The sequence below is a fragment of the Streptomyces sp. GbtcB6 genome, from assembly GCF_019091475.1.
In the GTDB taxonomy this organism is placed as follows: domain Bacteria; phylum Actinomycetota; class Actinomycetes; order Streptomycetales; family Streptomycetaceae; genus Streptomyces; species Streptomyces hyaluromycini.
The window spans coordinates 1-24,802 of the sequence record NZ_JAGXJL010000043.1 but is presented as its reverse complement, the minus strand read 5'-3'; the positions used below and the strand labels follow the sequence as shown (position 1 = coordinate 24,802).

Annotated in this window: 26 protein-coding genes; 18 read left to right on the top strand and 8 right to left on the bottom strand. The window is 71.0% G+C overall.

All coding sequences use genetic code 11. The annotated features are described in order from the left end of the window. Window positions 1-30 precede the first annotated feature (30 nt). Entirely contained in the window at window positions 31-744 is a 714-nt protein-coding gene (locus KVT45_RS42760) for a hypothetical protein (RefSeq protein WP_217554902.1), read from the top strand. A 45-nt stretch (window positions 745-789) separates the two neighbouring features. Here the strand turns inward: KVT45_RS42760 and KVT45_RS42755 are convergent, their stop codons facing one another. The 3 genes from KVT45_RS42755 to KVT45_RS42745 form a co-directional block, all read right to left on the bottom strand. Next, window positions 790-1,977 (bottom strand): sulfotransferase, encoded by a 1,188-nt coding sequence (locus KVT45_RS42755; protein ID WP_217554901.1) that lies wholly within the window; start codon window positions 1,975-1,977, stop codon window positions 790-792. A gap of 125 nt (window positions 1,978-2,102) precedes the next feature. Beyond that, a complete protein-coding gene (locus KVT45_RS42750; RefSeq protein WP_217554900.1) occupies window positions 2,103-4,157 on the bottom strand; it encodes a TIM-barrel domain-containing protein in 2,055 nt (684 codons plus the stop codon). Window positions 4,158-4,221: 64 nt separating this feature from the next. Beyond that, complete coding sequence (locus KVT45_RS42745; RefSeq protein WP_217554899.1) at window positions 4,222-5,235, bottom strand: LacI family DNA-binding transcriptional regulator; 1,014 nt, start codon at window positions 5,233-5,235, stop codon at window positions 4,222-4,224. Between the two features lie 233 nt (window positions 5,236-5,468). Here KVT45_RS42745 and KVT45_RS42740 point away from each other — a divergent pair, with 233 nt between their 5' ends. Beyond that, window positions 5,469-6,278 carry an endo-1,4-beta-glucanase gene (locus tag KVT45_RS42740; protein ID WP_217554898.1) on the top strand — a complete coding sequence of 270 codons (810 nt, stop codon included), beginning with the start codon at window positions 5,469-5,471 and terminating at the stop codon, window positions 6,276-6,278. Window positions 6,279-6,422: 144 nt separating this feature from the next. Further along, window positions 6,423-8,357, top strand: a complete 1,935-nt coding sequence (locus KVT45_RS42735) for an acyl-CoA dehydrogenase family protein (RefSeq protein WP_217554897.1) — start codon at window positions 6,423-6,425, stop codon at window positions 8,355-8,357. A gap of 12 nt (window positions 8,358-8,369) precedes the next feature. On the opposite strand, the gene KVT45_RS42730 is transcribed toward KVT45_RS42735, so the two are convergent. After that, complete coding sequence (locus KVT45_RS42730) at window positions 8,370-8,789, bottom strand: PIN domain nuclease (protein WP_217554896.1); 420 nt, start codon at window positions 8,787-8,789, stop codon at window positions 8,370-8,372. Continuing rightward, window positions 8,786-8,995, bottom strand: a complete 210-nt coding sequence (locus tag KVT45_RS42725; RefSeq protein ID WP_217554895.1) for a type II toxin-antitoxin system VapB family antitoxin — start codon at window positions 8,993-8,995, stop codon at window positions 8,786-8,788. Before KVT45_RS42725 ends, KVT45_RS42730 begins: the two co-directional genes overlap by 4 nt. Window positions 8,996-9,104: 109 nt before the next feature. Between KVT45_RS42725 and dxr the strand changes: the two genes are divergently transcribed. The 11 genes from dxr to KVT45_RS42670 all read left to right on the top strand — a co-directional run bounded on the left by dxr (window position 9,105) and on the right by KVT45_RS42670 (window position 20,075). Continuing rightward, on the top strand, window positions 9,105-10,376 hold the full coding sequence (dxr, locus tag KVT45_RS42720; RefSeq protein ID WP_217554893.1) for a 1-deoxy-D-xylulose-5-phosphate reductoisomerase: 1,272 nt from the start codon (window positions 9,105-9,107) through the stop codon (window positions 10,374-10,376). 8 nt (window positions 10,377-10,384) lie between these two features. Next, window positions 10,385-11,677: an RIP metalloprotease gene (locus KVT45_RS42715; RefSeq protein ID WP_217554951.1), complete on the top strand. Its 1,293-nt coding sequence runs from the start codon at window positions 10,385-10,387 to the stop codon at window positions 11,675-11,677. Between the two features lie 170 nt (window positions 11,678-11,847). Further along, window positions 11,848-13,005, top strand: a complete 1,158-nt coding sequence (ispG, locus tag KVT45_RS42710) for a flavodoxin-dependent (E)-4-hydroxy-3-methylbut-2-enyl-diphosphate synthase (RefSeq protein ID WP_217554892.1) — start codon at window positions 11,848-11,850, stop codon at window positions 13,003-13,005. Window positions 13,006-13,322: 317 nt separating this feature from the next. Then, a complete protein-coding gene (locus KVT45_RS42705; RefSeq protein WP_217554891.1) occupies window positions 13,323-14,171 on the top strand; it encodes a GNAT family N-acetyltransferase in 849 nt (282 codons plus the stop codon). 107 nt (window positions 14,172-14,278) lie between these two features. Continuing rightward, complete coding sequence (locus tag KVT45_RS42700) at window positions 14,279-14,809, top strand: GNAT family N-acetyltransferase (protein WP_217554890.1); 531 nt, start codon at window positions 14,279-14,281, stop codon at window positions 14,807-14,809. Window positions 14,810-14,896: 87 nt separating this feature from the next. Beyond that, entirely contained in the window at window positions 14,897-16,603 is a 1,707-nt protein-coding gene (locus KVT45_RS42695; protein ID WP_217554889.1) for a proline--tRNA ligase, read from the top strand. A 135-nt stretch (window positions 16,604-16,738) separates the two neighbouring features. Further along, window positions 16,739-17,116, top strand: coding sequence for a hypothetical protein (locus KVT45_RS42690; RefSeq protein ID WP_217554888.1), 378 nt, complete (start codon window positions 16,739-16,741; stop codon window positions 17,114-17,116). Then, window positions 17,113-18,084 (top strand): FAD:protein FMN transferase, encoded by a 972-nt coding sequence (locus tag KVT45_RS42685; RefSeq protein WP_217554887.1) that lies wholly within the window; start codon window positions 17,113-17,115, stop codon window positions 18,082-18,084. Before KVT45_RS42690 ends, KVT45_RS42685 begins: the two co-directional genes overlap by 4 nt. Then, a complete protein-coding gene (locus tag KVT45_RS42680; RefSeq protein ID WP_217554886.1) occupies window positions 18,081-18,656 on the top strand; it encodes a ferric reductase-like transmembrane domain-containing protein in 576 nt (191 codons plus the stop codon). Before KVT45_RS42685 ends, KVT45_RS42680 begins: the two co-directional genes overlap by 4 nt. After that, window positions 18,656-19,873 (top strand): NADH-ubiquinone oxidoreductase-F iron-sulfur binding region domain-containing protein, encoded by a 1,218-nt coding sequence (locus KVT45_RS42675; protein ID WP_217554885.1) that lies wholly within the window; start codon window positions 18,656-18,658, stop codon window positions 19,871-19,873. Before KVT45_RS42680 ends, KVT45_RS42675 begins: the two co-directional genes overlap by 1 nt. 1 nt (window position 19,874) lies before the next feature. Further along, window positions 19,875-20,075 (top strand): ferredoxin, encoded by a 201-nt coding sequence (locus tag KVT45_RS42670; RefSeq protein ID WP_217554884.1) that lies wholly within the window; start codon window positions 19,875-19,877, stop codon window positions 20,073-20,075. 58 nt (window positions 20,076-20,133) lie between these two features. On the opposite strand, the gene KVT45_RS42665 is transcribed toward KVT45_RS42670, so the two are convergent. The 3 genes from KVT45_RS42665 to KVT45_RS42655 are packed head-to-tail and all read right to left on the bottom strand — an operon-like array spanning window position 20,134 to window position 22,144. After that, the gene (locus KVT45_RS42665) at window positions 20,134-21,030 is read right to left on the bottom strand and encodes an aminoglycoside phosphotransferase family protein (protein WP_217554883.1); all 897 of its coding nucleotides are present in this window, start codon (window positions 21,028-21,030) and stop codon (window positions 20,134-20,136) included. 23 nt (window positions 21,031-21,053) lie between these two features. Next, entirely contained in the window at window positions 21,054-21,566 is a 513-nt protein-coding gene (locus tag KVT45_RS42660; protein ID WP_217554882.1) for a ferritin-like domain-containing protein, read from the bottom strand. After that, a complete protein-coding gene (locus KVT45_RS42655; RefSeq protein WP_254648172.1) occupies window positions 21,563-22,144 on the bottom strand; it encodes a hypothetical protein in 582 nt (193 codons plus the stop codon). Before KVT45_RS42655 ends, KVT45_RS42660 begins: the two co-directional genes overlap by 4 nt. Before the next feature lie 263 nt (window positions 22,145-22,407). Between KVT45_RS42655 and rimP the strand changes: the two genes are divergently transcribed. The 4 genes from rimP to KVT45_RS42635 form a co-directional block, all read left to right on the top strand. Beyond that, complete coding sequence (rimP, locus tag KVT45_RS42650) at window positions 22,408-22,917, top strand: ribosome maturation factor RimP (protein WP_217554881.1); 510 nt, start codon at window positions 22,408-22,410, stop codon at window positions 22,915-22,917. Between the two features lie 2 nt (window positions 22,918-22,919). Then, window positions 22,920-23,906 carry a transcription termination factor NusA gene (gene nusA / locus KVT45_RS42645; RefSeq protein WP_217554880.1) on the top strand — a complete coding sequence of 329 codons (987 nt, stop codon included), beginning with the start codon at window positions 22,920-22,922 and terminating at the stop codon, window positions 23,904-23,906. A 147-nt stretch (window positions 23,907-24,053) separates the two neighbouring features. Then, window positions 24,054-24,323: a YlxR family protein gene (locus tag KVT45_RS42640; RefSeq protein ID WP_217554879.1), complete on the top strand. Its 270-nt coding sequence runs from the start codon at window positions 24,054-24,056 to the stop codon at window positions 24,321-24,323. A 154-nt stretch (window positions 24,324-24,477) separates the two neighbouring features. Then, window positions 24,478-24,802, top strand: a 325-nt coding sequence (locus KVT45_RS42635) for a translation initiation factor IF-2 N-terminal domain-containing protein (RefSeq protein WP_217554877.1), incomplete at its 3' end; no start/stop codon positions are given.

Below are 24,802 nucleotides of genomic sequence, written 5' to 3'. Positions count from 1 at the left end.
GCACCTCCCCCCACCCATGGAAGGGACACCATGGCAACACGCACGCTCAGCAGGGTCGCAACCGCCCTGATCGCCCCCGCGCTCGCGCTCGGCGCCACCGTCGGCCTGGCCGCGGCCCCCGCCTCGGCCGCCGTCTGGAGCTCCTGCGACCAGTGGGGCAACACCACGCTGAACGGCTACACCCTCTACAACAACATCTGGGGCTCCGGCGCCGGCACCCAGTGCATCTGGGCCAACTCCGGCACCAACTGGGGCGTCAACGCCAACCACCCCAACACCGGCGGCATCAAGTCGTACCCCAACTCCAAGAAGGTGATCAACAAGACGATCACCTCGCTCGGGTCACTCACCAGCAGCTACAACGTGACCGTGCCGTCGTCCGGCGCCTACAACACGTCGTACGACATCTGGGACACCGGATACGCCAACGAGATCATGCTCTGGGTCAACAAGACCGGTGCCGTCGGGCCGCTCGGCACCTCGCAGGGCAGTCTCACGCTGGGCAGCAACACCTGGACCGTCTACAAGGGCAACAACGGCTCGAACAACGTCTATTCGTTCGTCCGCAGTTCCAACTCCACCTCCGGCACGATCGACATCCTGCCGATCCTGAAGTGGATCAAGGACACCAAGGGCTGGTTCGGCAACGTCACCGTCGGGGACTTGCAGTTCGGCTTCGAGATCACGTCCTCGTCCGGCGGGCTGGACTTCACCGTCAACAGCGAGAGTGTCAGCAGCAGTTGAGTCATCGGGGCGGCTCCGCCACAAGCGGGGCCGCCCCGTGCGCCGTCACGCCCGGTCGACCTCGGCGCGCAGCGCGTTGTAGTCCGCGAAGGCCGCGTCGACGTCCGCGCGGGTCAGGCCGTAGCGGGCCAGGTCGTAGCTGTGCACACGCGTCCCCTTGGGACGCGCGGCGACCGCCGGGAGACGGGCCGCGTCGGCCTCGGTCCAGCGTGCGCCGACGGCCGCGTAGAGCTTCGGGGCGCCCGCGGCCGGGTCGGCGCCCAGCCAGGAGTACGGCACGTCGACGAGGGACTCGCGGGGGATGCCGGCACGGGACGCGAGGCCGCGGGCGGCGGAGCGGGCCAGCAGCTCCAGCCAGGTGGCGCCGATCCAACCCAGGTCCAGGGGGCGGGTGTTCACCGCCATGCCGTGCTCGACCAGGCTGCAGAACGAGGCCACGGCGGTGGCCGGATCGCGGTGTGTCCACACGATCACGGCGTCCGGGAAGACCGCGCGCAGCGCGTCCAGGTTCTCCAGGTGCAGCGGTGACTTCAGCACCCAGCGGCGGCGCGGGCGGCCGTACTGGAGCACCTGGTAGATCTGCTTGAGGTAGCGGTAGTCGGCGCCGAAGTCATGGGTCTCGTGCCAGGGCAGGTACTCGGGGATCACCGCCTGGGACAGCGGCATCACCGTGTGCGGCAGTGCGAAGGTGCACTCCTCCGGGCCCTCGGGCCGCAGGTTGTGGATGTGCCGGAAGCGCGGGGAGAAGAGGTTGATGCCGCCGACCAGGCGACGGGCGGTCGTGATCGCCTTCTCCCGCTCCTCCGGCGGGAGTTCCAGGTCGGGGGTGAGCAACTCCCAGAGCAGCGGGCAGCGGTGGTCCGCGGAGAGGGAGAGGATGCCGTGGGTGAGCGTGGTGGCGGTGCGCGGCAGGCCCACCACGAACACCGGTCGCTCGACCGGCTCCCGCTCGATCTCGGGGTGTTCGGCGAGCAGCCGGCGGATCCGGGCCCGGTTGGCGAGATGCCGGCCGACGTGTCCGCGCGCGGACAGCCAGCCGACCGGGGTGAGATGTTCGGCTCCCGCCCAACATCGCAGCAGATGACGGAAGCCGTCGGTGAACCGCTCGTCGTCCTCCGCGGTCCCGGCCGCGTCGAGCAGCCGGTCGAAGGCCCGGTCCGGCGTGCGGCGGGCGCGGAAGTCGGGTCTGAGGAGCAGGTTGGCGAGCGTGAGGGGGAACGGACCTGAGGGCACGGCAGCGGAACCCTTCGTGGGGGGACAGCGGAGGGGATACTGACTACCCCCTCCAACTGCCCGACCACACCGCCGAGTTGAGACATTTACCGGCAGGTAACGAGAGGCGTCGTAATCCGGCCGGACTACTCCGTGACCGGTAGTTCCGCCCCGTCCCGCAGGAACAGCGGGATGCGGTCCAGCGGCGCGTCCACGGTCACCGCCGCACCGCCCTCGTACGACTCGCCCGTCCACGCGTCCGTCCACCGGGCGCCCGCCGGCAGATACGCCGTCCGGGCCGTGGCACCCGCCGTCAGCACCGGCGCCACCAGGAGGTCCCGGCCGAAGAGGTACGCGTCGTCGACCGCCCAGGACGCCTGGTCCTCGGGGAACTCCAGGAACAGCGGCCGCAGCACCGGGAGGCCCTGCTCGTGGGCCTCCCACATGACCTGGAGGACGTACGGCTTCAGGCGCTCGCGCAGCCGCAGGTACTTCTCCAGGATCGCGCCGGCCTCGTCGCCGTACGACCACACCTCGTTCGGGCCGCCGGTCATGTCGGGGCCCAGCGGCATGCCCGGGTCACGGAAGCCGTGCAGGCGCATCAGCGGGGAGAGCGCGCCGAACTGGAACCAGCGGACCATCACCTCGCGGTAGGCCGGGTCGTCCGGGTCGCCGCCGTGGAAGCCGCCGATGTCGGTGTTCCACCAGGGGATGCCGGACAGTGCCGTGTTGAGGCCTGCCGCGATCTGGTGGCGCAGGGCCGTGAAGTCGGTGCCGATGTCGCCGGACCACAGCGCGGCGCCGTAGCGCTGACTGCCCGCCCACGCAGAACGGTTGAGGGTGACGACCTCCTCGCCCCGGGCCCGCAGGCCCTCGTAGAAGGTCCGGGCGTTCTCGGCGGGATAGCTGTTGCCGACCTCCAGGCCCGGGCCCGTCCAGTAGCGCAGGTTCTCCTGGAAGCCGGGCTTCAGCTCGGGCTCGCAGGCGTCCAGCCAGAAGGCCGTGATGCCGTACGGGTCCAGGTAGTTCTCCTTGACCTTCGACCACACGAACTCCCGGGCGTCCGGATTGGTGGCGTCGTAGAACGCCACCTGGACGGTCGACGCCACCCCCTTGTCCGGCCAGTCGGCGTGTGCCGTCGGGCCGTACTGGGTGCCGATGAAGTAGCCGCGCTGCTCCATCACCGGGTGGTTCTCGCTCAGCGGGGACACTGACGGCCAGACGCTCACCACCAGCTTGACGCCCAGCTCGTCCAGTTCGCGGACCATCGCCGCCGGGTCCGGCCACTCCTGCGGGTCGAACTTCCAGTCGCCCAGGTGGGTCCAGTGGAAGAAGTCGCAGACGATCGCCGAGAGGGGCAGGCCGCGTCGCTTGTACTCCCGGGCCACGGCGAGGAGTTCGTCCTGGGTGCGGTAGCGCAGCTTGCACTGCCAGAATCCCGCCGCCCACTCCGGCAGCATCGGCGAACGGCCGCTCACCGCACTGTAGTTGCGCTGCCCGTCGGCCGGGGTGCCGACGGTGATCCAGTAGTCGAGCTGGCGGGCCGAGTCGGCCACCCAGCGGGTGCCGTTGCCGGCCAGTTCGACACGGCCGATCGCCGGGTTGTTCCAGAGCAGGGTGTAACCGCGGCTGGAGACCAGGACCGGGACCGAGACCTCGGCGTTGCGCTGGACCAGGTCCAGGACCAGGCCCTTCTGGTCCAGGCGCCCGTGCTGGTGCTGGCCCAGGCCGAACAGCTTCTCGCCCTCGTAGGCGGCGAACCGCTGCTCCAGGCGGTGGTGGCCGTTGCCGACCGCGGTGTAGAGGCGCGAGCCCGGCCACCAGAAGTGGGCGCGCTCCTCGGCCAGCACCTCCGAGCGGTCGTCGGTGCGCAGGAACCGGACCAGGCCCTCGGCGGACACCTCGACGGTCAGCCCACCGACCGTCAACTGCCCTTCGCTGTCACCGATCTTGACGGTCGACCCGGTGGCGGGAGGCTCGTCGAGCAGGGCCCCCGGCAGGCCTTCGAGGACCGGCCCGCCGAGCCGGGCGCGCACCCGGACCGCGTCCGGCCCCCACGGCTCGATCCGCAGCGTCTCCTGACGGCCGCTCCACTCCAGGGCACCGTCCCGCTCACGGAAGGTGCCGACGGTGGGGGAGGACTGCGCGAGGCTGACCTTGGGCCGGTCGTCCGCGGTCTGGATTTGGGCAGACTGATTCATGTCACGTGCTCCTGAAGGAGTGCAGACAGGGGGTGCCCCGGAACGGCGGGGCACTGCAAAGGGGTCAGGACCCGGCCGGCGCCGGTCCCGTGCTCGCCCGTACCGTCAGCTCGGGTGCGATCAGCACGACTTCGTCGCTGCCCCGGCCGTCCAGCTTGGCGACCAGGTGTTCCACGGCGTACCGGCCCATCTCCTGGGCGGGGATGGCGACCGAGGTCAGCCGCACCGAGGCCTGGACGGCGACCTGGTCCGGGCAGATCGCGACCACGGACACGTCCTCCGGCACGGCCCGGCCCTGCTGGCGCAGCAGCGCGAGCAGCGGCTCCACCGCGGATTCGTTCTGGACGACGAAGCCCGTGGTGCCGGGGCGTTCGTCGAAGATCCGGGCCAGCGTGACGGCCATCGCGTCGTACCCGCCCTCGCACGGCCGGTGCAGCACCCGAAGGCCCAACTCCCGTGCGCGGGACCGGAGTCCGCCCAGGGTGCGCTCGGCGAAGCCGGTGTGCCGCTCGTAGACGGCCGGGGCCTCGCCGACGACAGCGATGTCACGGTGACCGAGCTTCGCGAGGTGCTCCACACACAGTGCGCCGGTCGCCCCGAAGTCGAGATCGACGCAGGTGAGACCGGAGGTGGAGGCGGGCAGGCCGATGAGCACGGAGGGCTGGTCGGTCTGCCGGAGCAGCGGCAGCCGCTCGTCCTCCAGCTCCACGTCCATCAGGATCATGGCGTCGGCGAGCCCGCTGCCGGTGACCCGGCGTACCGCGTCCGGGCCCTCCTCGCCGGTGAGCAGCAGGACGTCGTAGCCGTGCAGGCGGGCCGTGGTGGCCACCGCGATCGCGATCTCCATCATCACCGGCACGTACATGTCCGTACGCAGCGGGATCATCAGCGCGATGATGTTCGACCGGCTGCTGGCCAGGGCGCGGGCGCCCGCGTTCGGGTGGTAGCCCAGCTCCCGGATGCTCTGCTCGACCCGCTGCCGGGTGGTGGTGGAGATGGACCGCTTGCCGCTGAGGACATAGCTCACCGTGCTCGCCGAGACTCCGGCGTGCTGGGCGACCTCGGCGAGGGTGACCATCCAGCTCTCCAAGCTTTGTGAAGCGCTTCGACAGTGCGCGTTGCTGACAAGGGCGAGTGAGGGTGGTTCGACAGTAGCTTCAGTGCGGGTGGGTGTCCATAGTCTGTCGAAGCGCTTCGACAGCGAATTGATGAGACAGCCTCGGCAACCATTCCGGGGGGCGGCGGCCACAAGGAGGTCGTACGGCCGTCCGACGGGTCGTACCGCGAACCGTCCCCCGGAAGGACCCCTTGATGCAACACCGCAGACCGCGCCTGTCCAAGACGGCGAAGACGCTGCTGGCCGCCTCGGTCGCGCTCGCCGCCGCCGCGGGTGTCACCGTGGCGCAGGCCGGCGAGTCGAGCAAGAAGTGCACCGCCTTCGACACCGTCACGCTCGGCAAGTATTACCTGAACAACAACCTCTGGGGTCAGGACAAGGGCACCGGCACCCAGTGCGTCTGGGACGACTCCCAGTCGGGCTCGACCATCTCCTGGGGGACGTCCTACACCTGGGCGAACAACAGCAAGGGCACCGACTCGGACGTCAAGTCGTACGCCAGCACGGTCCTCGGCTGGCACTGGGGCTGGAAGGTCGACAAGGCCTCCACCGGACTGCCGATCCGGGTCGGCGACCGCAAGAAGGTCACCACCAAGTGGAACTTCGCCCTCAGCTCCAGCCCCGGGACCCTGGACGTGGCCTACGACCTGTGGCTGCACGCCAAGAACACCGCGGACTGGCAGGACCAGCCCACCGACGAGATCATGATCTGGCTCAACCGCCAGGGCGGCGCCGGCCCGCTGGGCACCAAGTACGGCAGCGTCAGCCTCGACGGCGCGATGTGGGACATCTACCAGGGCGACATCGGCTGGAACGTCTACTCCTTTGTCCGCCGCGCCAACACCACCAGTGCCACGCTGAACATCGACGACTTCACCCAGGCCCTGGTCCGCCGCAAACTGCTCGGCAACGACAAGTACCTCTCCGGCATCGAGTCCGGCACCGAGGTCTTCAAGGGCTCGGGGCGGCTGGACACCAAGTCGTACTCCGTCGACATCGGCTGAGAAGCGCATCGCGCCGGCCGGCCCGTCAGCCGATCGGACCGCGAGGACTGGTGGGGGCGGCCCGTTTCGGGTACCAACGATCCAGTAGCACTGGTCGGTAACGAACGGTCCTCAACAACCCCTTTTGTGGCGAGGTGAGCCTTAATGTCCGCCCCCACCGCCAAGAAACCCACCGTCACCGAGCGGGAGGCCCGCCAGGTGGCGGAGGCCGCCCGGGAACAGGACTGGCGCAAGCCCAGCTTCGCCAAGGAACTGTTCCTCGGGCGCTTCCGGCTCGACCTCATCCACCCGCATCCGCTCCCGGCGGACGAGGACGTGCAGCGTGGCGAGGAGTTCCTGGCCCGCCTGCACGAGTTCTGCGAGACGAAGATCGACTCGGCGCTCATCGAGCGCGAGGCGCGCATCCCCGACGAGGTGATCTCCGGCCTCAAGGAGATCGGCGCTCTCGGCATGAAGATCGACACCAAGTACGGCGGCCTCGGCCTCACCCAGGTCTACTACAACCGGGCCCTCTCCCTGGTCGGCTCCGCCAACCCGGCGGTCGGCGCGCTGCTCTCCGCCCACCAGTCGATCGGCGTGCCGCAGCCGCTGAAGATCTTCGGCACCCAGGCGCAGAAGGACGCCTTCCTCCCGCGCTGCGCCCGCACCGACATCTCGGCGTTCCTGCTCACCGAGCCGGACGTCGGCTCGGACCCGGCGCGCCTGGCCACCACCGCCGTACCGGACGGGGACGACTACGTCCTCGACGGGGTGAAGCTCTGGACCACCAACGGCGTGGTCGCCGACCTCCTCGTGGTCATGGCCCGCGTGCCCAGGACCGAGGACAGCAAGGGCGGCATCACGGCCTTCGTCGTCGAGGCGGACTCGCCGGGCATCACCGTCGAGAACCGCAACGCCTTCATGGGCCTGCGCGGCATCGAGAACGGCGTCACCCGCTTCCACCAGGTCCGGGTCCCGGCCGCCAACCGCATCGGCGCCGAGGGCGCGGGCCTCAAGATCGCCCTCACCACGCTCAACACCGGGCGGCTCTCGCTCCCCGCGATGTGCGTGGGCGCCGGCAAGTGGTGCCTGAAGATCGCCCGCGAGTGGTCGGCGGTCCGGGAGCAGTGGGGCAAGCCGGTCGCGCTGCACGAGGCGGTCGGCTCCAAGATCAGCTTCATCGCGGCGACCACCTTCGCCCTGGAGGCGGTCGTCGACCTGTCCTCCCAGATGGCCGACGAGAACCGCAACGACATCCGCATCGAGGCCGCCCTCGCCAAGCTCTACGGCTCCGAGATGGCCTGCCTGATGGCGGACGAGCTGGTCCAGATCCGCGGCGGCCGCGGCTTCGAGACCGCGGAGTCGCTGGCGGCCCGCGGCGAACGCGCCGTCCCCGCCGAGCAGCTCCTGCGCGACCTGCGCATCAACCGCATCTTCGAGGGCTCCACGGAGATCATGCACCTGCTGATCGCGCGCGAGGCCGTCGACGCCCACCTCTCGGTCGCCGGCGACCTCATCGACCCCGACAAGTCCCTCCAGGACAAGGCGAGGGCGGGCGCGAACGCGGGTGTCTTCTACGCCAAGTGGCTGCCGAAGCTGGTCGCGGGACCGGGCCAGCTCCCCACGTCGTACGGCGACTTCAAGCACGGCGTGGACCTCGCCCCGCACCTGCGCTACGTGGAGCGGCACGCCCGCAAGCTGGCCCGGTCCACCTTCTACGCCATGTCCCGCTGGCAGGGCAGGATGGAGACCAAGCAGGGCTTCCTGGGCCGCGTCGTGGACATCGGCGCCGAGCTGTTCGCGATGAGCGCGGCCTGTGTGCGCGCCGAACTGCTGCGCCGCCAGGGCGACCACGGCCGCGAGGCCTACCTGCTCGCCGACGCGTTCTGCAGGCAGGCCCGCATCCGCGTCGACGAGCTGTTCAACCGCCTGTGGTCGAACACCGACGACCTGGACCGCAAGGTCGTCAAGGGCGTGCTCGGCGGCTCCTTCGAATGGCTGGAGCGGGGGATCGTCGACCCGTCGGGCGAGGGCCCGTGGATCGCCGACGCGACGCCGGGACCGTCCGCGCGGGAGAACGTCCGCCGCCCGTTCGGGTGAGGACGGCTGCTGCTACAGGCTGCCCGGTGGCATGAGCCACTGGGCGGGCTGGCCGGTGACCGACGTGATGGTCTCGAAGTCGTTGTCGTAGTGCAGCACGGTGAGGCCCTGTATCTCGGCGGTGGCGGCGACGAGCAGGTCGACCGCTCCCGCCGAGCGGTGCTGGCCCTTGACGGTCAGCTCCTCCTGGACCTGCCATGCCCGCGTCACCGCGCGGTCGTCCATCGGTGTCCAACTGAACAGGGTGTCCAGACGCTGGATCGTCTGCTCGCGATCCTCGGCGTTCTTGGCGCTGTAGAGGAACTCGATCTCGGTGACCGGGCAGCGAGCGATGAGCCCCTCGGCCAAGGGCTTCTGCCAGTCGGCACGTGCCGGGTCCCTGAGGATGCGGACCAGGGCGCTTGTGTCGATGAGGAATTTGGCTGTGCTCATCGCCGATAGTTCGCCTTGTCCAGAAGGACGTCGAAGTCGCCCGCGTCGGCTTTCGCGGCCAGCCAGGCCAGCGCGAGAGCGCGCTTCTTGCGCTCGACGCCATCCCGCAGGGCCGCGTTGACGGTGTCCTTCTTCGTCTTGGTCCCGAACGCTATGGCCGCCTGCGCCAGCAGTTCCTCGTCGATGTCGATCAAAGTCTTGGCCATGGCGACACTCCTCGTATATCAAGCCGAGTCCTGCGTATATACAGTACCGCACCGCACATGAAGGGGACGCGCTGTCCTCCCGGCCACCGGATGCGGCCACAATGGGGGGATGACCGACAGTCCCGCCAGTCCGGCACCCCTCGCCGACCCGCACCTCGTGTACGACCCGCTCGCGGGCGACGGCCCGAAGGACGTGGTGATCCTCGGCTCCACCGGATCGATCGGCACCCAGGCCATCGACCTCGTCCTGCGCAACCCCGACCGCTTCCGGGTCACCGCCCTGTCCGCCCACGGCGGCCGGGTCGCCCTCCTCGCCGAGCAGGCGCACCGGCTGCGGGTGCGGACCGTCGCGGTCGCCCGCGAGGACGTCGTACCGGACCTGCGCGAGGCACTCACGGCGCTCTACGGCCCCGGCGAGCCGCTCCCCGAGATCCTCGCCGGACCCGACGCGGCCGCCCAGGTCGCCGCGTCCGACTGCCACACCGTCCTCAACGGCATCACCGGCTCCATCGGCCTGGCGCCGACCCTGGCCGCCCTGGAGGCGGGCCGCACCCTCGCGCTCGCCAACAAGGAGTCGCTGATCGTCGGCGGCCCGCTGGTGAAGGCGCTGGCCAAGCCCGGCCAGATCATCCCGGTCGACTCCGAGCACGCGGCGCTCTTCCAGTCGCTGGCGGCGGGGACCCGGGCCGACGTCCGCAAGCTGGTCGTCACGGCGTCCGGCGGGCCCTTCCGCGGCCGTACCAAGGCCGACCTGGCGCACGTCACCGTCGAGGACGCCCTCGCCCACCCCACCTGGGCGATGGGACCGGTCATCACGATCAACTCCGCGACCCTGGTCAACAAGGGGCTGGAAGTCATCGAGGCGCACCTCCTCTACGACATTCCCTTCGATCGCATTGAGGTGGTCGTGCACCCGCAGTCGTATGTCCACTCGATGGTCGAGTTCACGGACGGATCCACGATCGCGCAGGCGACGCCCCCCGACATGCGGGGGCCGATCGCCATCGGTCTCGGCTGGCCCGAACGGGTCCCGGACGCGGCGCCCGCCTTCGACTGGAGCAAGGCCTCCACCTGGGAGTTCTTCCCACTGGACAACGAGGCCTTCCCGTCCGTGAACCTGGCACGGCACGTCGGTGAGCTCGCGGGCACGGCGCCGGCGGTGTTCAATGCGGCCAACGAGGAGTGCGTCGAAGCCTTCCGCGGTGGTCTGCTGCCGTTCAACGGCATCATGGAGACCGTGACGCGGGTGGTCGAGGAACACGGCACCCCTCGTACGGGAACTTCACTGACCGTGCCGGACGTCCTCGAAGCGGAGACCTGGGCACGGGTCCGGGCCCGGGAACTGACAGCGCAGAAGGCGACCGCGGAGGCGCGTGCATGACAGCCCTGATGATGATCCTCGGCATAGTCGTCTTCGTGATCGGCCTGCTGGTCTCGATCGCCTGGCACGAGCTGGGGCATCTCTCCACCGCCAAGCTCTTCGGCATCCGCGTCCCGCAGTACATGGTCGGCTTCGGCCCGACCATCTGGTCGCGGCACAAGGGCGACACGGAGTACGGGATCAAGGCCGTCCCGCTGGGCGGCTACATCCGCATGATCGGCATGTTCCCGCCGGGCGCCGACGGCCGGGTCACCGCCCGCTCCACCTCCCCCTGGCGCAGCATGATCGAGGACGCCCGCTCGGCCGCCTTCGAGGAGCTCCAGCCCGGCGACGAGACCCGCCTCTTCTACACGCGCGCCCCCTGGAAGCGCGTGATCGTGATGTTCGCGGGCCCCTTCATGAACCTGATCCTTGCGGTCGCGCTCTTCCTCACCGTCCTGATGGGCTTCGGCATCAGCCAGCAGACCACCACGGTCAGCTCGGTCTCCCAGTGTGTGATCGCGCAGAGCGAGAACCGCGACACCTGCAAGAAGACCGACGAGGCCTCCCCGGCCGCCGCCGCGGGCCTGAAGGCCGGCGACAAGATCGTCTCCTTCAACGGTGTGCAGACGACCAGCTGGAACCAGCTCTCCGACCTGATCCGGTCGACCCCCGGCAAGGAGGTCGCGATCGTCGTCGACCGCAAGGGCCAGGACGTCACCCTGCACGCGAAGATCGCCACCAACCAGGTCGCCAAGAAGGACTCCAGCGGCCAGATCGTCCAGGGCCAGTACGTCACCGCCGGCTTCCTCGGCTTCAGCGCCGCCACCGGCATCGTCCGCCAGGACCTCGGCGACTCGGTGACCTGGATGGGCGACCGCCTCGGCGAGGCCGTCGACTCCATCGCGAGCCTGCCCGGCAAGATCCCGGCCCTGTGGGACGCGGCCTTCGACGGAGCCCCCCGCCAGCCGGACTCCCCGATGGGCGTGGTCGGCGCGGCGCGGGTCGGCGGCGAGATCTTCACCCTGGACATCCCGCCCACCGAGCAGCTGGCCATGGCGCTGATGCTGGTGGCCGGCTTCAACCTCTCCCTGTTCCTCTTCAACATGCTCCCGCTGCTGCCCCTGGACGGCGGGCACATCGCGGGCGCCCTGTGGGAGTCGCTGCGCCGGAGCCTGGCCAAGGTGCTGCGCCGCCCGGACCCCGGTCCGTTCGACGTGGCGAAGCTGATGCCGGTGGCCTATGTGGTGGCCGGGATCTTCGTCTGCTTCACGATCTTGGTCCTGATCGCCGACGTGGTTAACCCGGTGAAAATCTCCTAGCCACACCACGTTCGAAGCGGCCCGGAACACTGTGTTCCGGGCCGCTTCCATTGAGTGGGTTTACGGATGGGGGATGTGCTCACTCCTGTGCCGGTGCCGTAATCTCGAAGCCTGGAACCCGCTTACGACGGGACCTGGACCTAGATCCACGACTTGGGGTTGCACAGCAGATGACTGCGATTTCTCTCGGCATGCCGTCCGTTCCGACCAAGCTCGCCGAGCGCCGGAAGAGCCGGCAGATCCAGGTCGGCTCCGTGGCGGTCGGCGGAGACGCCCCGGTCTCGGTCCAGTCGATGACCACCACCCGTACGTCCGACATCGGCGCGACGCTCCAGCAGATCGCCGAGCTGACGGCGTCCGGCTGCCAGATCGTGCGTGTGGCCTGCCCCACCCAGGACGACGCCGACGCGCTCGCCACGATCGCGAAGAAGTCCCAGATCCCGGTCATCGCGGACATCCACTTCCAGCCGAAGTACGTCTTCGCCGCGATCGAGGCCGGCTGCGCCGCCGTCCGCGTCAACCCCGGCAACATCAAGCAGTTCGACGACAAGGTCAAGGAGATCGCGGCGGCCGCGAAGGACCACGGCACCCCGATCCGCATCGGCGTCAACGCCGGCTCCCTGGACCGCCGCCTGCTCCAGAAGTACGGCAAGGCGACCCCGGAGGCCCTGGTCGAGTCTGCCCTGTGGGAGGCGTCCCTCTTCGAGGAGCACGACTTCCGGGAGATCAAGATCTCCGTCAAGCACAACGACCCGGTCGTGATGATCGAGGCGTACCGCCAGCTCGCCGCCCAGTGCGACTACCCCCTGCACCTCGGCGTGACGGAGGCGGGCCCGGCGTTCCAGGGCACGATCAAGTCGGCGGTGGCCTTCGGTGCCCTCCTGTCCCAGGGCATCGGCGACACGATCCGCGTCTCGCTCTCCGCCCCTCCGGTGGAGGAGGTCAAGGTCGGCAACCAGATCCTGGAGTCCCTCAACCTCAAGCAGCGCGGCCTGGAGATCGTCTCCTGCCCGTCCTGCGGCCGCGCCCAGGTCGACGTCTACAAGCTCGCCGAAGAGGTCACCGCCGGCCTCACCGGCATGGAGGTCCCCCTCCGCGTCGCCGTCATGGGCTGCGTGGTGAACGGCCCCGGCGAGGCCCGCGAGGCCGACCTCGGCGTGGCCTCCGGCAACGGCAAGGGGCAGATCTTCGTCAAGGGCGAGGTCATCAAGACGGTCCCCGAGTCCAAGATCGTCGAGACCCTCATCGAGGAGGCCATGAAGCTGGCCGAGCAGATGGAGGCGGACGGCACGGAGTCGGGGGAGCCGTCGGTGTCGGTGGCCGGCTGAGACCGTCTTCGGGCGACGGGGAGGGTTCTTCGCCCCCGCCGCCCCTACCCGTCCCGTCCTGAAGGGGCTCCGCCCCTTCGACCCCGCCAGGGGCTCCGCCCCTGGACCCCGCTCCTCAAACGCCGGAGGGGCTGAACTACTCAGCCCGTCCGGCGTTTGAGGACGAGGCCGCAGGCCGAAGCGGGGGTCTGGGGGCGGCAGCCCCCAGGGACGGAACTCCCGCCGGCGGCCACTTCACAGTGCACGGGGCGGCACGGCCAAGCTTCCGCAGGTACAGTGCGGAGATCAGCAGAACCCCTCAGGGTGAGGCCCCGCACGTGTTGACGCAGACCACCTCACGGGTGCTCGAACCGAGTGACCTGGACGCCGCGCTCGCCGTACTCGACCGCGAGCCGGTCACGAACGCCTTCGTGACCTCGCGCGTCCAGGTGGCCGGCCTCGACCCCTGGCGCCTCGGCGGCGAGATGTGGGGTTGGTACGAGGACGGCATGCTCACGTCCCTCTGCTACGCCGGCGCCAACCTGGTCCCGATCTGCGCCACCCCGCGTGCGGTCCGCGCCTTCGCCGACCGGGCCCGCCGGGCCGGCCGCCGCTGCTCCTCGATCGTCGGCCCCGCCGAGGCCACCGCCCAGCTGTGGCGCCTCCTCGAACCGCACTGGGGCCCGGCCCGCGAGGTCCGCGGCCACCAGCCCCTGATGGTCACCGACCGGATGCCCGCCGACATCGCCCCGGATCCGTACGTCCGCCGCATCCGCAAGGACGAGATGGAGGCCATCATGCCGGCGTGCGTGGCGATGTTCACCGAGGAGGTGGGCGTCTCCCCGATGGCCGGCGACGGCGGCCTCCTCTACCAGGCGAGGGTCGCCGAACTCGTCGGCTCCGGCCGCTCGTTCGCCCGGCTCGACGACAGCGGCAAGGTCGTCTTCAAGGCGGAGATCGGCGCGGCGACGGCCGAGGCCTGCCAGATCCAGGGTGTGTGGGTCGCCCCCGAGTACCGGGGCATGGGCATGGCGGCCCCCGGAATGTCAGCGGTCCTGCGCTACGCACTGGCCGACGTGGCCCCCGTGGTGAGCCTGTACGTCAACGACTTCAACACGGCGGCGAGAAGGACGTATCTGAGGGTGGGATTCCAGGAGGTCGGCGCGTTCATGAGCGTGCTCTTCTAGCCCGGCGTCCAGGTGACGCGCCCCGCCAGGGGCGCGGGGAACCGCGCGATCAGCCACACACAACCTGCACCCGGACGGCAAACCGGAACCCCCTGTACCCTCCCCACATGACCCTCGTGATCGGCCCCCTGGACCTCCCCGCCCACGTGGACGAGGCCCTCGCAGTCCAGGCCGTCGCATTCGGCCTCGGCCCCGACGAGGTAGCGGTCCGCCGCCAGATCGTCCTCCGCCACATGCAGTACCCCGGCGCCAGGGCCCTCGGCGCCACGGCCGAAGGCCTGCTCGTCGGCTTCGTCTACGGCATGCCGAACTCCCGCACGCACTGGTGGTCCACCGTCGTCGAGCCCTACCTCCGCGCCCAGGGCAACGCCGACTGGCTCGACGACTCCTTCGTCATCACCGAGCTGCACGTGCACCCCCACCACCAGAACCGGGGCATCGGCCGCCGTCTGATCACGCTCATCACCGACGCCGCCACCGAGCCCCGCTCGATCCTCTCCGCGATCGACACCGACAGTCCGGCCCGCGGCCTCTACCACTCCCTCGGCTACGTCGACCTGGCCCGCCGGGTGAACTTTCCCAGCGCTCCGAAGCCGTACGCCGTGATGGGCGCGCCCCTGCCGCTCCGCCGCAAGTGACCCGTCGCCGCTAACCGATTTCCACCGGCACAGCGAGCCCGGCTAACCTCCTAGCCATCAACCTTTTCCGGCAGGAGTACGAGAACCATGGCGAACGCACCGGTCCAACGCATGTCCCAGTTGATGGCGAAGACGCTGCGTGACGACCCGGCGGACGCCGAGGTCCTCAGCCACAAGCTCCTCGTCCGCGCCGGCTACGTCCGCCGTACGGCGGCCGGGATCTGGTCCTGGCTGCCGCTGGGCCTGAAGGTGCTGTCCAACATCGAGCGGATCGTCCGCGAGGAGATGGACGCGATCGGCGCCCAGGAGGTGCTGCTGCCGGCCCTCCTGCCCCGGGAGCCGTACGAGGCGACCGGCCGCTGGGACGAGTACGGCCAGGAACTGTTCCGCCTCCAGGACCGCAAGGGCGGCGACTACCTCCTCGGCCCGACCCACGAGGAGATCTTCACCCTCCTGGTGAAGGACCAGGCGTCCTCCTACAAGGACCTGCCGGTCATCCTCTACCAGATCCAGAACAAGTACCGGGACGAGGCCCGCCCGCGCGCCGGCATCCTGCGCGGCCGTGAGTTCCTCATGAAGGACTCCTACTCCTTCGACCTGGACGACGACGGCCTCGCCAAGTCGTACGCCCTGCACCGCGCGGCATACCAGCGGATCTTCGAGCGTCTCGGCCTCGACTACCGCATCGTCGCCGCCACCGCCGGTGCCATGGGCGGTTCGAAGTCGGAGGAGTTCCTGGCCCCGGCCGAGGCCGGCGAGGACACCTTCGCCGACTGCCCGAACTGCGACTTCGCGGCCAACACCGAGGCGATCTCGTACACGCTGAAGCCGGTCGACGCCTCCGGCGTGCCCGCTCTCGAGGAGATCCCGACCCCGGACACGCCGACCATCGAGACCCTCGCCGCCCACCTCGGCGTCCAGGCCTCCGACACCCTGAAGAACCTCCTGGTGAAGGTCGACGGCGAGATCGTGGCCGTGGGCGTACCGGGCGACCGCGAGGTCGACATGGGCAAGGTCGAGGAGCACTTCGCCCCGGCCGCCGTCGAGCTGGTCACCGAGTCCGACTTCGCCGGCCGTCCCGACCTGGTCCGGGGCTACGTCGGCCCGCAGGGTCTCGGCGAGAAGGTGAAGTACATCGCCGACCCGCGGGTGGCACCGGGTACCGCCTGGATCACCGGCGCCAACAAGGCGGGCACGCACGCCAAGAACGTCGTGGCGGGCCGTGACTTCACCGTCGACGAGTACGTCGATGTCGTCGTCGTGCTGGAGGGCGACCCCTGCCCGAAGTGCGGCACCGGCCTCAAGCTGGACCGCGCCATCGAGATCGGCCACATCTTCCAGTTGGGCCAGAAGTACACCAACGCCCTCAAGCTCGATGTCCTCGGCCAGAACGGCAAGCCGGTCCGCGTGACCATGGGCTCCTACGGCATCGGCGTCTCCCGCGCCGTGGCCGCCCTCGCCGAGCAGACCGCCGACGACAAGGGCCTGGTCTGGTCGCGCGAGGTCGCCCCGGCCGACGTGCACGTCGTCGCCGCGGGCAAGGCCCTGCAGATCGAACTCGCCCTGGACGTCTCCGAGAAGCTGCGGGCGGCCGGGCTGCGCGTCCTGGTCGACGACCGGGCCGGGGTCTCCCCGGGCGTGAAGTTCACGGACGCCGAACTGATCGGTGTGCCGCAGATCCTGGTCGCGGGCCGTCGCTCCGGCGAGGGCGTCCTGGAGCTCAAGGACCGCAAGACGGGCGAGCGCGAGGAGCTGACGGTGGACGAGGCGATCGCCCGCCTGACCGCGAACTGAGCCTCAACTCCCGCCGCGGCTTTTCAGGAACGTCTCAGACAGTTCTTCCGCTCCGTATGGGAGCCTCACAGACTTCTCTCAGGCCGATACCCGAACGTAATGCGTGACAGAGAGTCACGCAGGAGGGGATCGGCCATGACCGAGAGAGTGCAAGGCAGGGAGCCGGGGGACCGGCGGGAGAGGGGCGCGGCCGCGGCGGTCCGCCGGGGGACCCGGCGCACGGCGGCTCTGGCGGCGGCGGTCACGCTCGCCGCGGCGGCCGGGGTGTTCGCCCTGGTCGGTACGATGCAGTCGGACGCCGAGACGACGGCGAGCAGCGGCAGCGGTACGACGTCGAGCTCCAGCAGCTCCGGAAGCAGCTCCGACTCGACGACGGACACGGACAGTTCCTCGTCCGCCAAGTCGACCGACTCGTCCAGCTCCTCCGGCTCGTCCTCCTCGGACCTCCAGTCCTCCTCCGACGGCCTCACCTCCGGCAGCGGCTCCAGCGACTCCACGTCGGGGGCGTCATGACCGCCGCCCTCGCCCCGCGGCCGACGGCCGCCGCCGAGTGGCGTGCCCTCGGCACCACCGTCCGCCTGGTCGTCACCGATCCGGCCCTGCTGGACTCCTGCAACCTGCTTCTCGCCCGGCAGCTCGCCGAGGTCGACGCGGCCTGCAGCAGGTTCCGCACCGACTCCGAACTGGCCGCCCTCGACACCACCCGCGGCCGCCCGGTCCGGGTCAGCCCGCTGCTCGCCGAGGCCCTCGCCGTCGCCCTGCGCGCGGCCGAGGCGACGGACGGCGCGGTGGATCCGACCGTCGGCTCGGCGATGGACGCGATCGGCTACGACCGCGACTTCACCCTCGTCCGCGAGGACGACCGCCCGGTCTCCCTGCGGGTGCGCCGCGCCCCGGGCTGGCGCAAGGTCACCCTGGACCCGGCGACCGGCACGGTCACCGTCCCCGAGGGCGTCCGCCTCGACCTGGGCGCGACGGCCAAGGCCTGGGCCGCCGACCGGGCCGCGCGGATGCTCGCCGACACGGCCGGCTGCGGAGTGCTGGTGAGCCTCGGCGGCGACACCGCCGTCGCCGGCGAGCCCCCGGCGGGCGGCTGGCAGATCCGCGTCCAGGACATCACCGGACCGGTGGACGAGACGCCCGCGCAGGGGTCGTACGACAGCGTCGGCCTGCGCTCCGGCGGCCTCGCCACCTCCGGCACCAGCGCCCGCCGCTGGCAGCGCGGCGGCTACGACCTCCACCACATCGTCGACCCGCGCACCGGACTGCCGGTCCGCTCCCCGTGGCGCACGGTCTCGGTGGCCGCGGCCACCTGCGCGGACGCCAACGCGGCCACCACGGCGGCCCTGGTCAAGGGCACCGGCGCGGAGCGCTGGCTGACCCGCCTGGGCCTGCCGGCCCGCCTGGTGGCGCACAACGGCACCGTCGTCACCACGCCCGGCTGGCCCGCTCCCCTCGCGGCGCTGGAGGCGGCGGCGTGACCTCCGAGACCCTCTGGTACGCCAACCGGGCCACCGGCGCCGTCTGCCTGGTCCTGTTCACCGTGGTCGTCCTCCTCGGCATCGCCGTCCGCCTGCGCACCCGCCTCCCCGGCCTGCCGCGCTTCGGCACCATGAGCCTGCACCGCACGCTCTCCCTGTCCGCCACCGCCTTCCTGGCCCTGCACATCACCACCGCGGTCGTCGACGGCTACGTCAGCATCAGCCCCCTCGACGCCCTCGTCCCCTTCGTCTCCGACTACCAGCCGCTCTGGCTCGGCCTGGGCACGGTCGCCCTCGACCTGCTGCTCGCGGTCCTGGTCACCAGCCTCCTCCGGGACCGCCTCGGCCACCGCACCTGGCGGGCCGTGCACTGGCTGGCGTACGTCTCCTGGCCCGTCGCCCTGGTCCACGGCATCGGCATCGGCACGGACGCCGGCACCGACTGGATGACCTGGCTGACCGTGGCCTGCGTGGCGACGGTGATCACCGCCTTCGCCCTCCGTACCGCGCAGGCCGTCCGAGCCTCCCGCCAGACGCCCGCCGCACTGCTGCACACCGAAGGGGCCCACTGATGACCATGCTCTTCACCGACGTCTACATGTCCCCGCGCCTGCTGGCCCCCGGCGGCACCCCGGCCGACCTCACCACGCACGAACAGCGCTACGGCCCGCTCGCGTACGGCGATCCGGCGGCCCTCCTGCGCACCCTGGCCGAATCCGGGCTCACCGGACGTGGCGGGGCGGGCTTCCCGGCGTACCGGAAGTTCGTCGCGGTCGCCGACGCGGCCCGCCGCACCGAGCGCGCACCGGTCGTCGTCGCGAACGGCGCGGAGAGCGAGCCGGCCAGCCACAAGGACCGGACCCTGCTCCGGCTGTCGCCCCATCTGGTCCTGGACGGGCTGCAGTTGGCGGCCGAGGCGATCGGCGCGGCGGAGGCGTACCTCGCCGTCGAGGACGGCGCCACCTACCTGGAGTCGGCCCTCGCCCAGCGCCACGACCCGGTGCGCGTGCAGGTCGTACGCCTGCCCGCCCGCTTCCTCTCCGGCCAGGCCTCGGCCCTCGTCCAGTACCTCTCCGGCGGCCCCGCCCGCCCCACCCACCCGGTCCCGCCGGTCCGCGAACGCGGGGTGCGGCGTGCCCCCACCCTGGTCCAGAACGTCGAGACCCTGGCCCATCTGGCGCTGATCGCCCGCTACGGCGCCGCCTGGTTCCGCTCGGCAGGCACCCCCGCCGAACCGGGCAGCACCCTCTGCACCCTGCACCTGCCGGGCCGCGAAGTCCGGGTCGTGGAGGCCCCGTTCGGCATGCCCGTCGGCCGGCTGCTCCCCCTGGAGGGCGCGTCCGCGGCCCTGATCGGCGGCTACCACGGCACCTGGATCCCGGCCACCGAGGCCGCCCAAGTCCCGCTCTCCTCCGCCTACTTGGGCGCAGGCGTACTGGCCGCCCTGCCCGCCGACCGCTGCGGCCCGGCCGAAACCGCCCGAGTCCTGCGCTACTTGGCGCTGCAGTCGGCGGGCCAGTGCGGGCCCTGCCTCAACGGCCTCCCGCGCATGGCCGCGGCCTTCCAGACCCTGGCCACCCCCGGCCCCCAGGGCACCACCCGCACGGACATCTCCCGCTGGGCTGGCCTGGTGGAGGGCAGAGGCGCCTGCCACCACCCCGACGGCACGATCCGCCTGGTCCGCAGCGCGCTCACCACCTTCGCCACCGAACTCGACGCCCACGCCCACGGCCACTGCACCGCGACCGACCACACCCCGCTGCTCCCCGTACCGGCGGAAAGGATCTGACATGGACCAGCACATAACCATCGACTGGACGTCCTGCCAGGGCCACGGCCTGTGCGCAGAGCTGCTCCCGGAGCACATCACCCTGGACGAATGGGGTTACCCCCTGGTGGACGGCCGTCCCATACCGCCCCGCACCCGCAAACGAGCCCGCAGAGCAGCAGCGGACTGTCCGGTCCTAGCTCTCAAACTGAGGGAGGACTAATTCCCTAGGGGCGCGGGGAACTGCGCGCCAAGCCCCCACCGGCCCGCACCCGAAAACGTCAAACCCACCCGGCGAATTCAAGCAACAGCTCCGCATCCCTCGGCCGCCCGGCCCTCCGCGCACGGACACCCGACTCCACCGCCCGGAACAGCGTCCACCCCCGCAACCGCTCCTGGTCGACCTCCAAGGACTCCGCGAGCCGCTTGATCCGCCGCCGTGTGATGGACGCCCCGGAGGGGGACGCGATCAGATCCTCCACCCGGTCCCGCACCAACCGCGCCAGATCGAACGCGCACTCCCCGACCACCGGATCCGGCCCCACCGCCAGCCATGGCATCCGCCCCCCGGCCAGCACCTTGCTCTGCCGGAACGTGCCGTGCAGCAGCCGCCGCTCGGGCGGCGCGGCCAGCAACTCCTCCCGGGCCGCGACCGCCGCCGCCACCAACGGCGCCACCTCGGCGTCGCCGGCCGCCCAGGCCATCGCCGCGGCCTGCCGCCCCGTCCGCTCGGCGACGGTCTCGAAGACGTGCTCCTCCGGCGGCCGCACCCAGAGCCGCCGAAGCGTCCCCGCCGCCTCCAGCAGCGCCTTCGCCTCGGGCAGCGATCGCACCGAGACCTCCGGATGCAGCCGCTCCAGCAGCAGCACCCCCGCGGCCCCGTCGGCCTCCAGCACCTGCACCGCACCGAGCCCGCCCCAGTGCGCCAGTGCCGCCGCCTCGCTCTCCGGCCGGGCCCGCCGTGGCGCCAGCTTCAGCACGGCAGGCGTGTCGTCCGCCCGCCGCACCAGCAGCACCACACTGCTGCGCCCGCCCGGCACCTGCACCCGTTCGACGGTCAACTCGCGTAGCGCGACGGCCTGTTCCACCGCCTCCGGCAGCTTCTCCAGCCACTCGTCACCGTCCGGCGCCGTCTCACCGAGCGCCCTCACCAGGCGCCGCGGCGGTTCGAAAGCCATACGCGAGTCGTTCCTTTCCAGCTCTAGGGAGTCGCCGAAGCCGAAACCGTGGGCGAGGCCGAAACCGAGGGCGAGGCCGACCCACCGGCCGCCGCCCCGGAACCCGCCCGCTCGGCGAGCCCAGGGAAGGCTACGCTCTCCCCGCTCCAGCGCACCGCCCGCACCGCGGCCTCCCGCAGCGCCCCGGCCGCCGCGCCGCGCCGCTCGCCGGAGGATGCCCGGACCAGGTCGGAGTACACGTCGGCCACCCGCTCCTCCAACTCGGCGGCGAGTCGTACCGCCGTCGCCGGGTCGGTGACGGCGAACGGCAGCGCGTACGCCGCGCTCGCGGCGACGGGCGCACCGCCCAGGCCCCGCACCTCGCGGACCAGCGCGTCCCGGCGGGCCCGGTGCGCGTCGTACGCCGAGCGCGCCTCGGCCAGCCGCTGCCCGCCGATCCGGCCGCCGACGACGCCGTAGCCGTACACCGCCGCGTGTTCGGCCGCCAGCGCCGCCTGGAGCGCCCGGAGCAGGCCCGCCTTCGCCTCGTCGCTCACCGGTCACCCTTCGTCAGCAGGTACGCGTGCCCGGCGCCGGCCGCCGCCACCCCGGCCAGCAGCCGCGCCAGCTCGCCCGGCACGTCGAGCAGCGCCTTGGCCCGCCGGTCGGCGAGGCTCCGCTCGGCGGCGGCCAGCGAGGCGAGCGCGGACTTCTCGTCGGCGGGCACGGTCGGCGAGGCCGACGGGGACGCCGTGGCCGACGGCGAGCCGGTCGCCGTGGGCGAGGCCGTGCCCTCCTCGAACGCCACCGCATGCGCCGCCACTTCCGCGCGCAACGGCCGCAACCGCTCCGCGAGCCCCGGATGGGCGGCGAGGACGGCGTCGTACTGCCGCAGCAGCCCCCGACTGTCCCGTGCCGCACGTGCGCGTGCCCGTGCGGACACCGACGTACTCCCACCGCTCCCGGCGGGGTCCGGACCAGCGGAGCAGCCCACCAGCACGGCAGCCGAGGCCACCGAAACGATCAGGCTCCTTCTGCGCAACAGAGAGGGGAACGACACGGCAGACGTCCTCAGGGGGCTCGTACGAACACACGGGCGGACATGCACTCCGCCGTGATCACGGTACCCGCGCATCCCCCCAACCAACGTCACCGCCCCGACACCCCCAGCGACAACCCCCTAAGGGGCGCGAGGCCGTATCGATAAGCGGCTCCGCCGCGTGGGCGCGACCAGCCACGAACGACCCGCACCCGCCCGCACACCACAGCCCCCACCTCCATAGGCGCTCGGCCCCACCGCCGGAGGCACCCGCACGCAACACCCCCCGCGACCCGATACCCTTTGACCAGACGCGCGCCCCATCCCACAACAGCACACGCGGCCGAGGAGTCACCCGGATGAGCACCACCCAGAGCGAGAGGCTGCGAGAGCTCCTGGAACCGCTCGTCACCTCCCAGGGACTGGATCTCGAAGAGATCGCCGTTGACTCCGTCGGGCGCAAGCGCGTGCTGCGTGTCGTCGTCGATTCCGACGCCGGGGCGGACCTGGACCAGATCGCCGATGTGAGCCGTGAGCTCTCGGCGAGGCTCGACGAGACGGACGCCATGGGCGAGGGGGAGTACACCCTGGAGGTCGGCACCCCCGGTGCGGAGCGCCAGCTCACGGAGCACCGGCACTACCTGCGTGCCGTGGACCGCCTGGTGCGGTTCCAGCTGGCCGAGGGCGGGGAACTGGTCGCCAGGATCCTGGACGTCGACGACGAGGGCCTCGATCTGGAAGTGCCCGGTGTCAAGGGACGCAAGGCGAGCGGCCGCAGAGTGGGCTTCGCCGAGATCGACAAGGCGCGTGTGCAGGTCGAGTTCAACCGCAAGGACAAGAAGGACATGACGGAAGAAGAGGAGGCGTAGCCGTGGACATCGACATGAGCGCCCTGCGGGGCTTGGTTCGGGAGAAGGAGATCTCCTTCGACCTGCTGGTCGAGGCGATCGAGTCGGCCCTCCTCATCGCCTACCACCGCACCGAGGGAAGCCGCCGCCACGCGCGCGTGGTGCTCGACCGGAACACCGGGCACGTGACCGTGTGGGCGAAGGAGGACCCCGAGGACCTGGAGGAGGGGCAGGAGGCGCGCGAGTTCGACGACACCCCGTCGGGCTTCGGGCGGATCGCCGCCACCACCGCCAAGCAGGTGATCCTGCAGCGGCTGCGCGACGCCGAGGACGACGCCACGCTCGGCGAGTACGCCGGCCGCGAGGGCGACATCGTCACCGGAGTGGTCCAGCAGGGCCGCGACCCGAAGAACGTGCTCGTCGACATCGGCAAGCTGGAGGCCATCCTGCCGGTGCAGGAGCAGGTCCCCGGTGAGACCTACCCGCACGGGATGCGGCTGCGGTCGTACGTCGTACGGGTGGCGAAGGGCGTCCGCGGTCCGTCCGTGACCCTGTCCCGTACGCACCCGAACCTGGTGAAGAAGCTCTTCGCGCTTGAGGTGCCGGAGATCGCCGACGGATCCGTCGAGATCGCCGCCATCGCCCGCGAGGCCGGTCACCGTACGAAGATCGCGGTCCGCTCCACCCGTTCGGGTCTGAACGCCAAGGGCGCCTGTATCGGCCCCATGGGCGGCCGGGTCCGCAACGTCATGGGCGAGCTGAACGGCGAGAAGATCGACATCGTCGACTGGTCGGACGACCCGGCCGAGATGGTGGCGAACGCGCTGTCCCCGGCCCGCGTCTCCAAGGTCGAGGTCGTGGACCTGGCGTCCCGGTCCGCCCGGGTCACCGTGCCGGACTACCAGCTGTCGCTGGCGATCGGCAAAGAGGGGCAGAACGCCCGGCTCGCCGCCCGGCTCACCGGCTGGCGGATCGACATCCGCCCGGATACCGAACAGGTGTCCGAGTAGATCACCCGGCGGATGATGCCGGCCCTCGTCCGGGGTTCACCCGGACGAGGGGAATAGTTCCAAGCCGCAGGTCGCTTGGATTACGACAACAGCCGTTCGATCTTTGCCCCGAAGGGGTGAGGTCGGTGCGGGGAGGTAGACTTAGCAGTGTCTGGCCGGACGCGTGCCCGCGCATGCCCTGAGCGCACCTGTGTGGGGTGCAGGCAGCGAGCGGCCAAGACCGAACTGCTGCGGATCGTGGCGGTCGAGGATGAATGCGTCCCCGATCCTCGCGGTACGCTGCCCGGCCGGGGTGCATATGTACACCCCGCCCAGGTCTGTCTGGACCAGGCGGTACGCCGCCGGGCACTTCCGAGGGCGCTCCGCGTCCCGGGTCCGCTCGACGTAAAGGCGTTGCGCCGGTACGTCGAGGAGTAACACCGTAAGAAGCGTCGTTCGGAACGTCCGTGCGGCTCTGGTACCCCGCGAGTTGGAAGTAGGTCGAGATTGCGATGAGCACTCGATGAGCACGCGATGAGTACGCCCATGAAGTAGCGACGGTCCGGACGCACCCGGACCTAAAAGGAGCGAAGTGGCTAAGGTCCGGGTATACGAACTCGCCAAGGAGTTCGGGGTTGAGAGCAAGGTCGTCATGGCCAAGCTCCAGGAACTCGGTGAATTCGTCCGTTCGGCGTCTTCGACCATCGAAGCGCCCGTAGTACGCAAGCTGACCGACGCCTTCCAAGGCGGCGGCAAGGCCCCCCGCAAGGCGGCTCCCAGGCCCGCCGCGCCCTCTCCGGCGCAGGCGGCACGTCCGGCTGCCCCCAAGCCGGCCCCGCGCCCGGCTGCCCCGCAGCCCGCGGCCCCGACCCCGGTCGCGCCCGCGGCCTCGGCGGCGCCCGCGGCTCCGGCTCCGG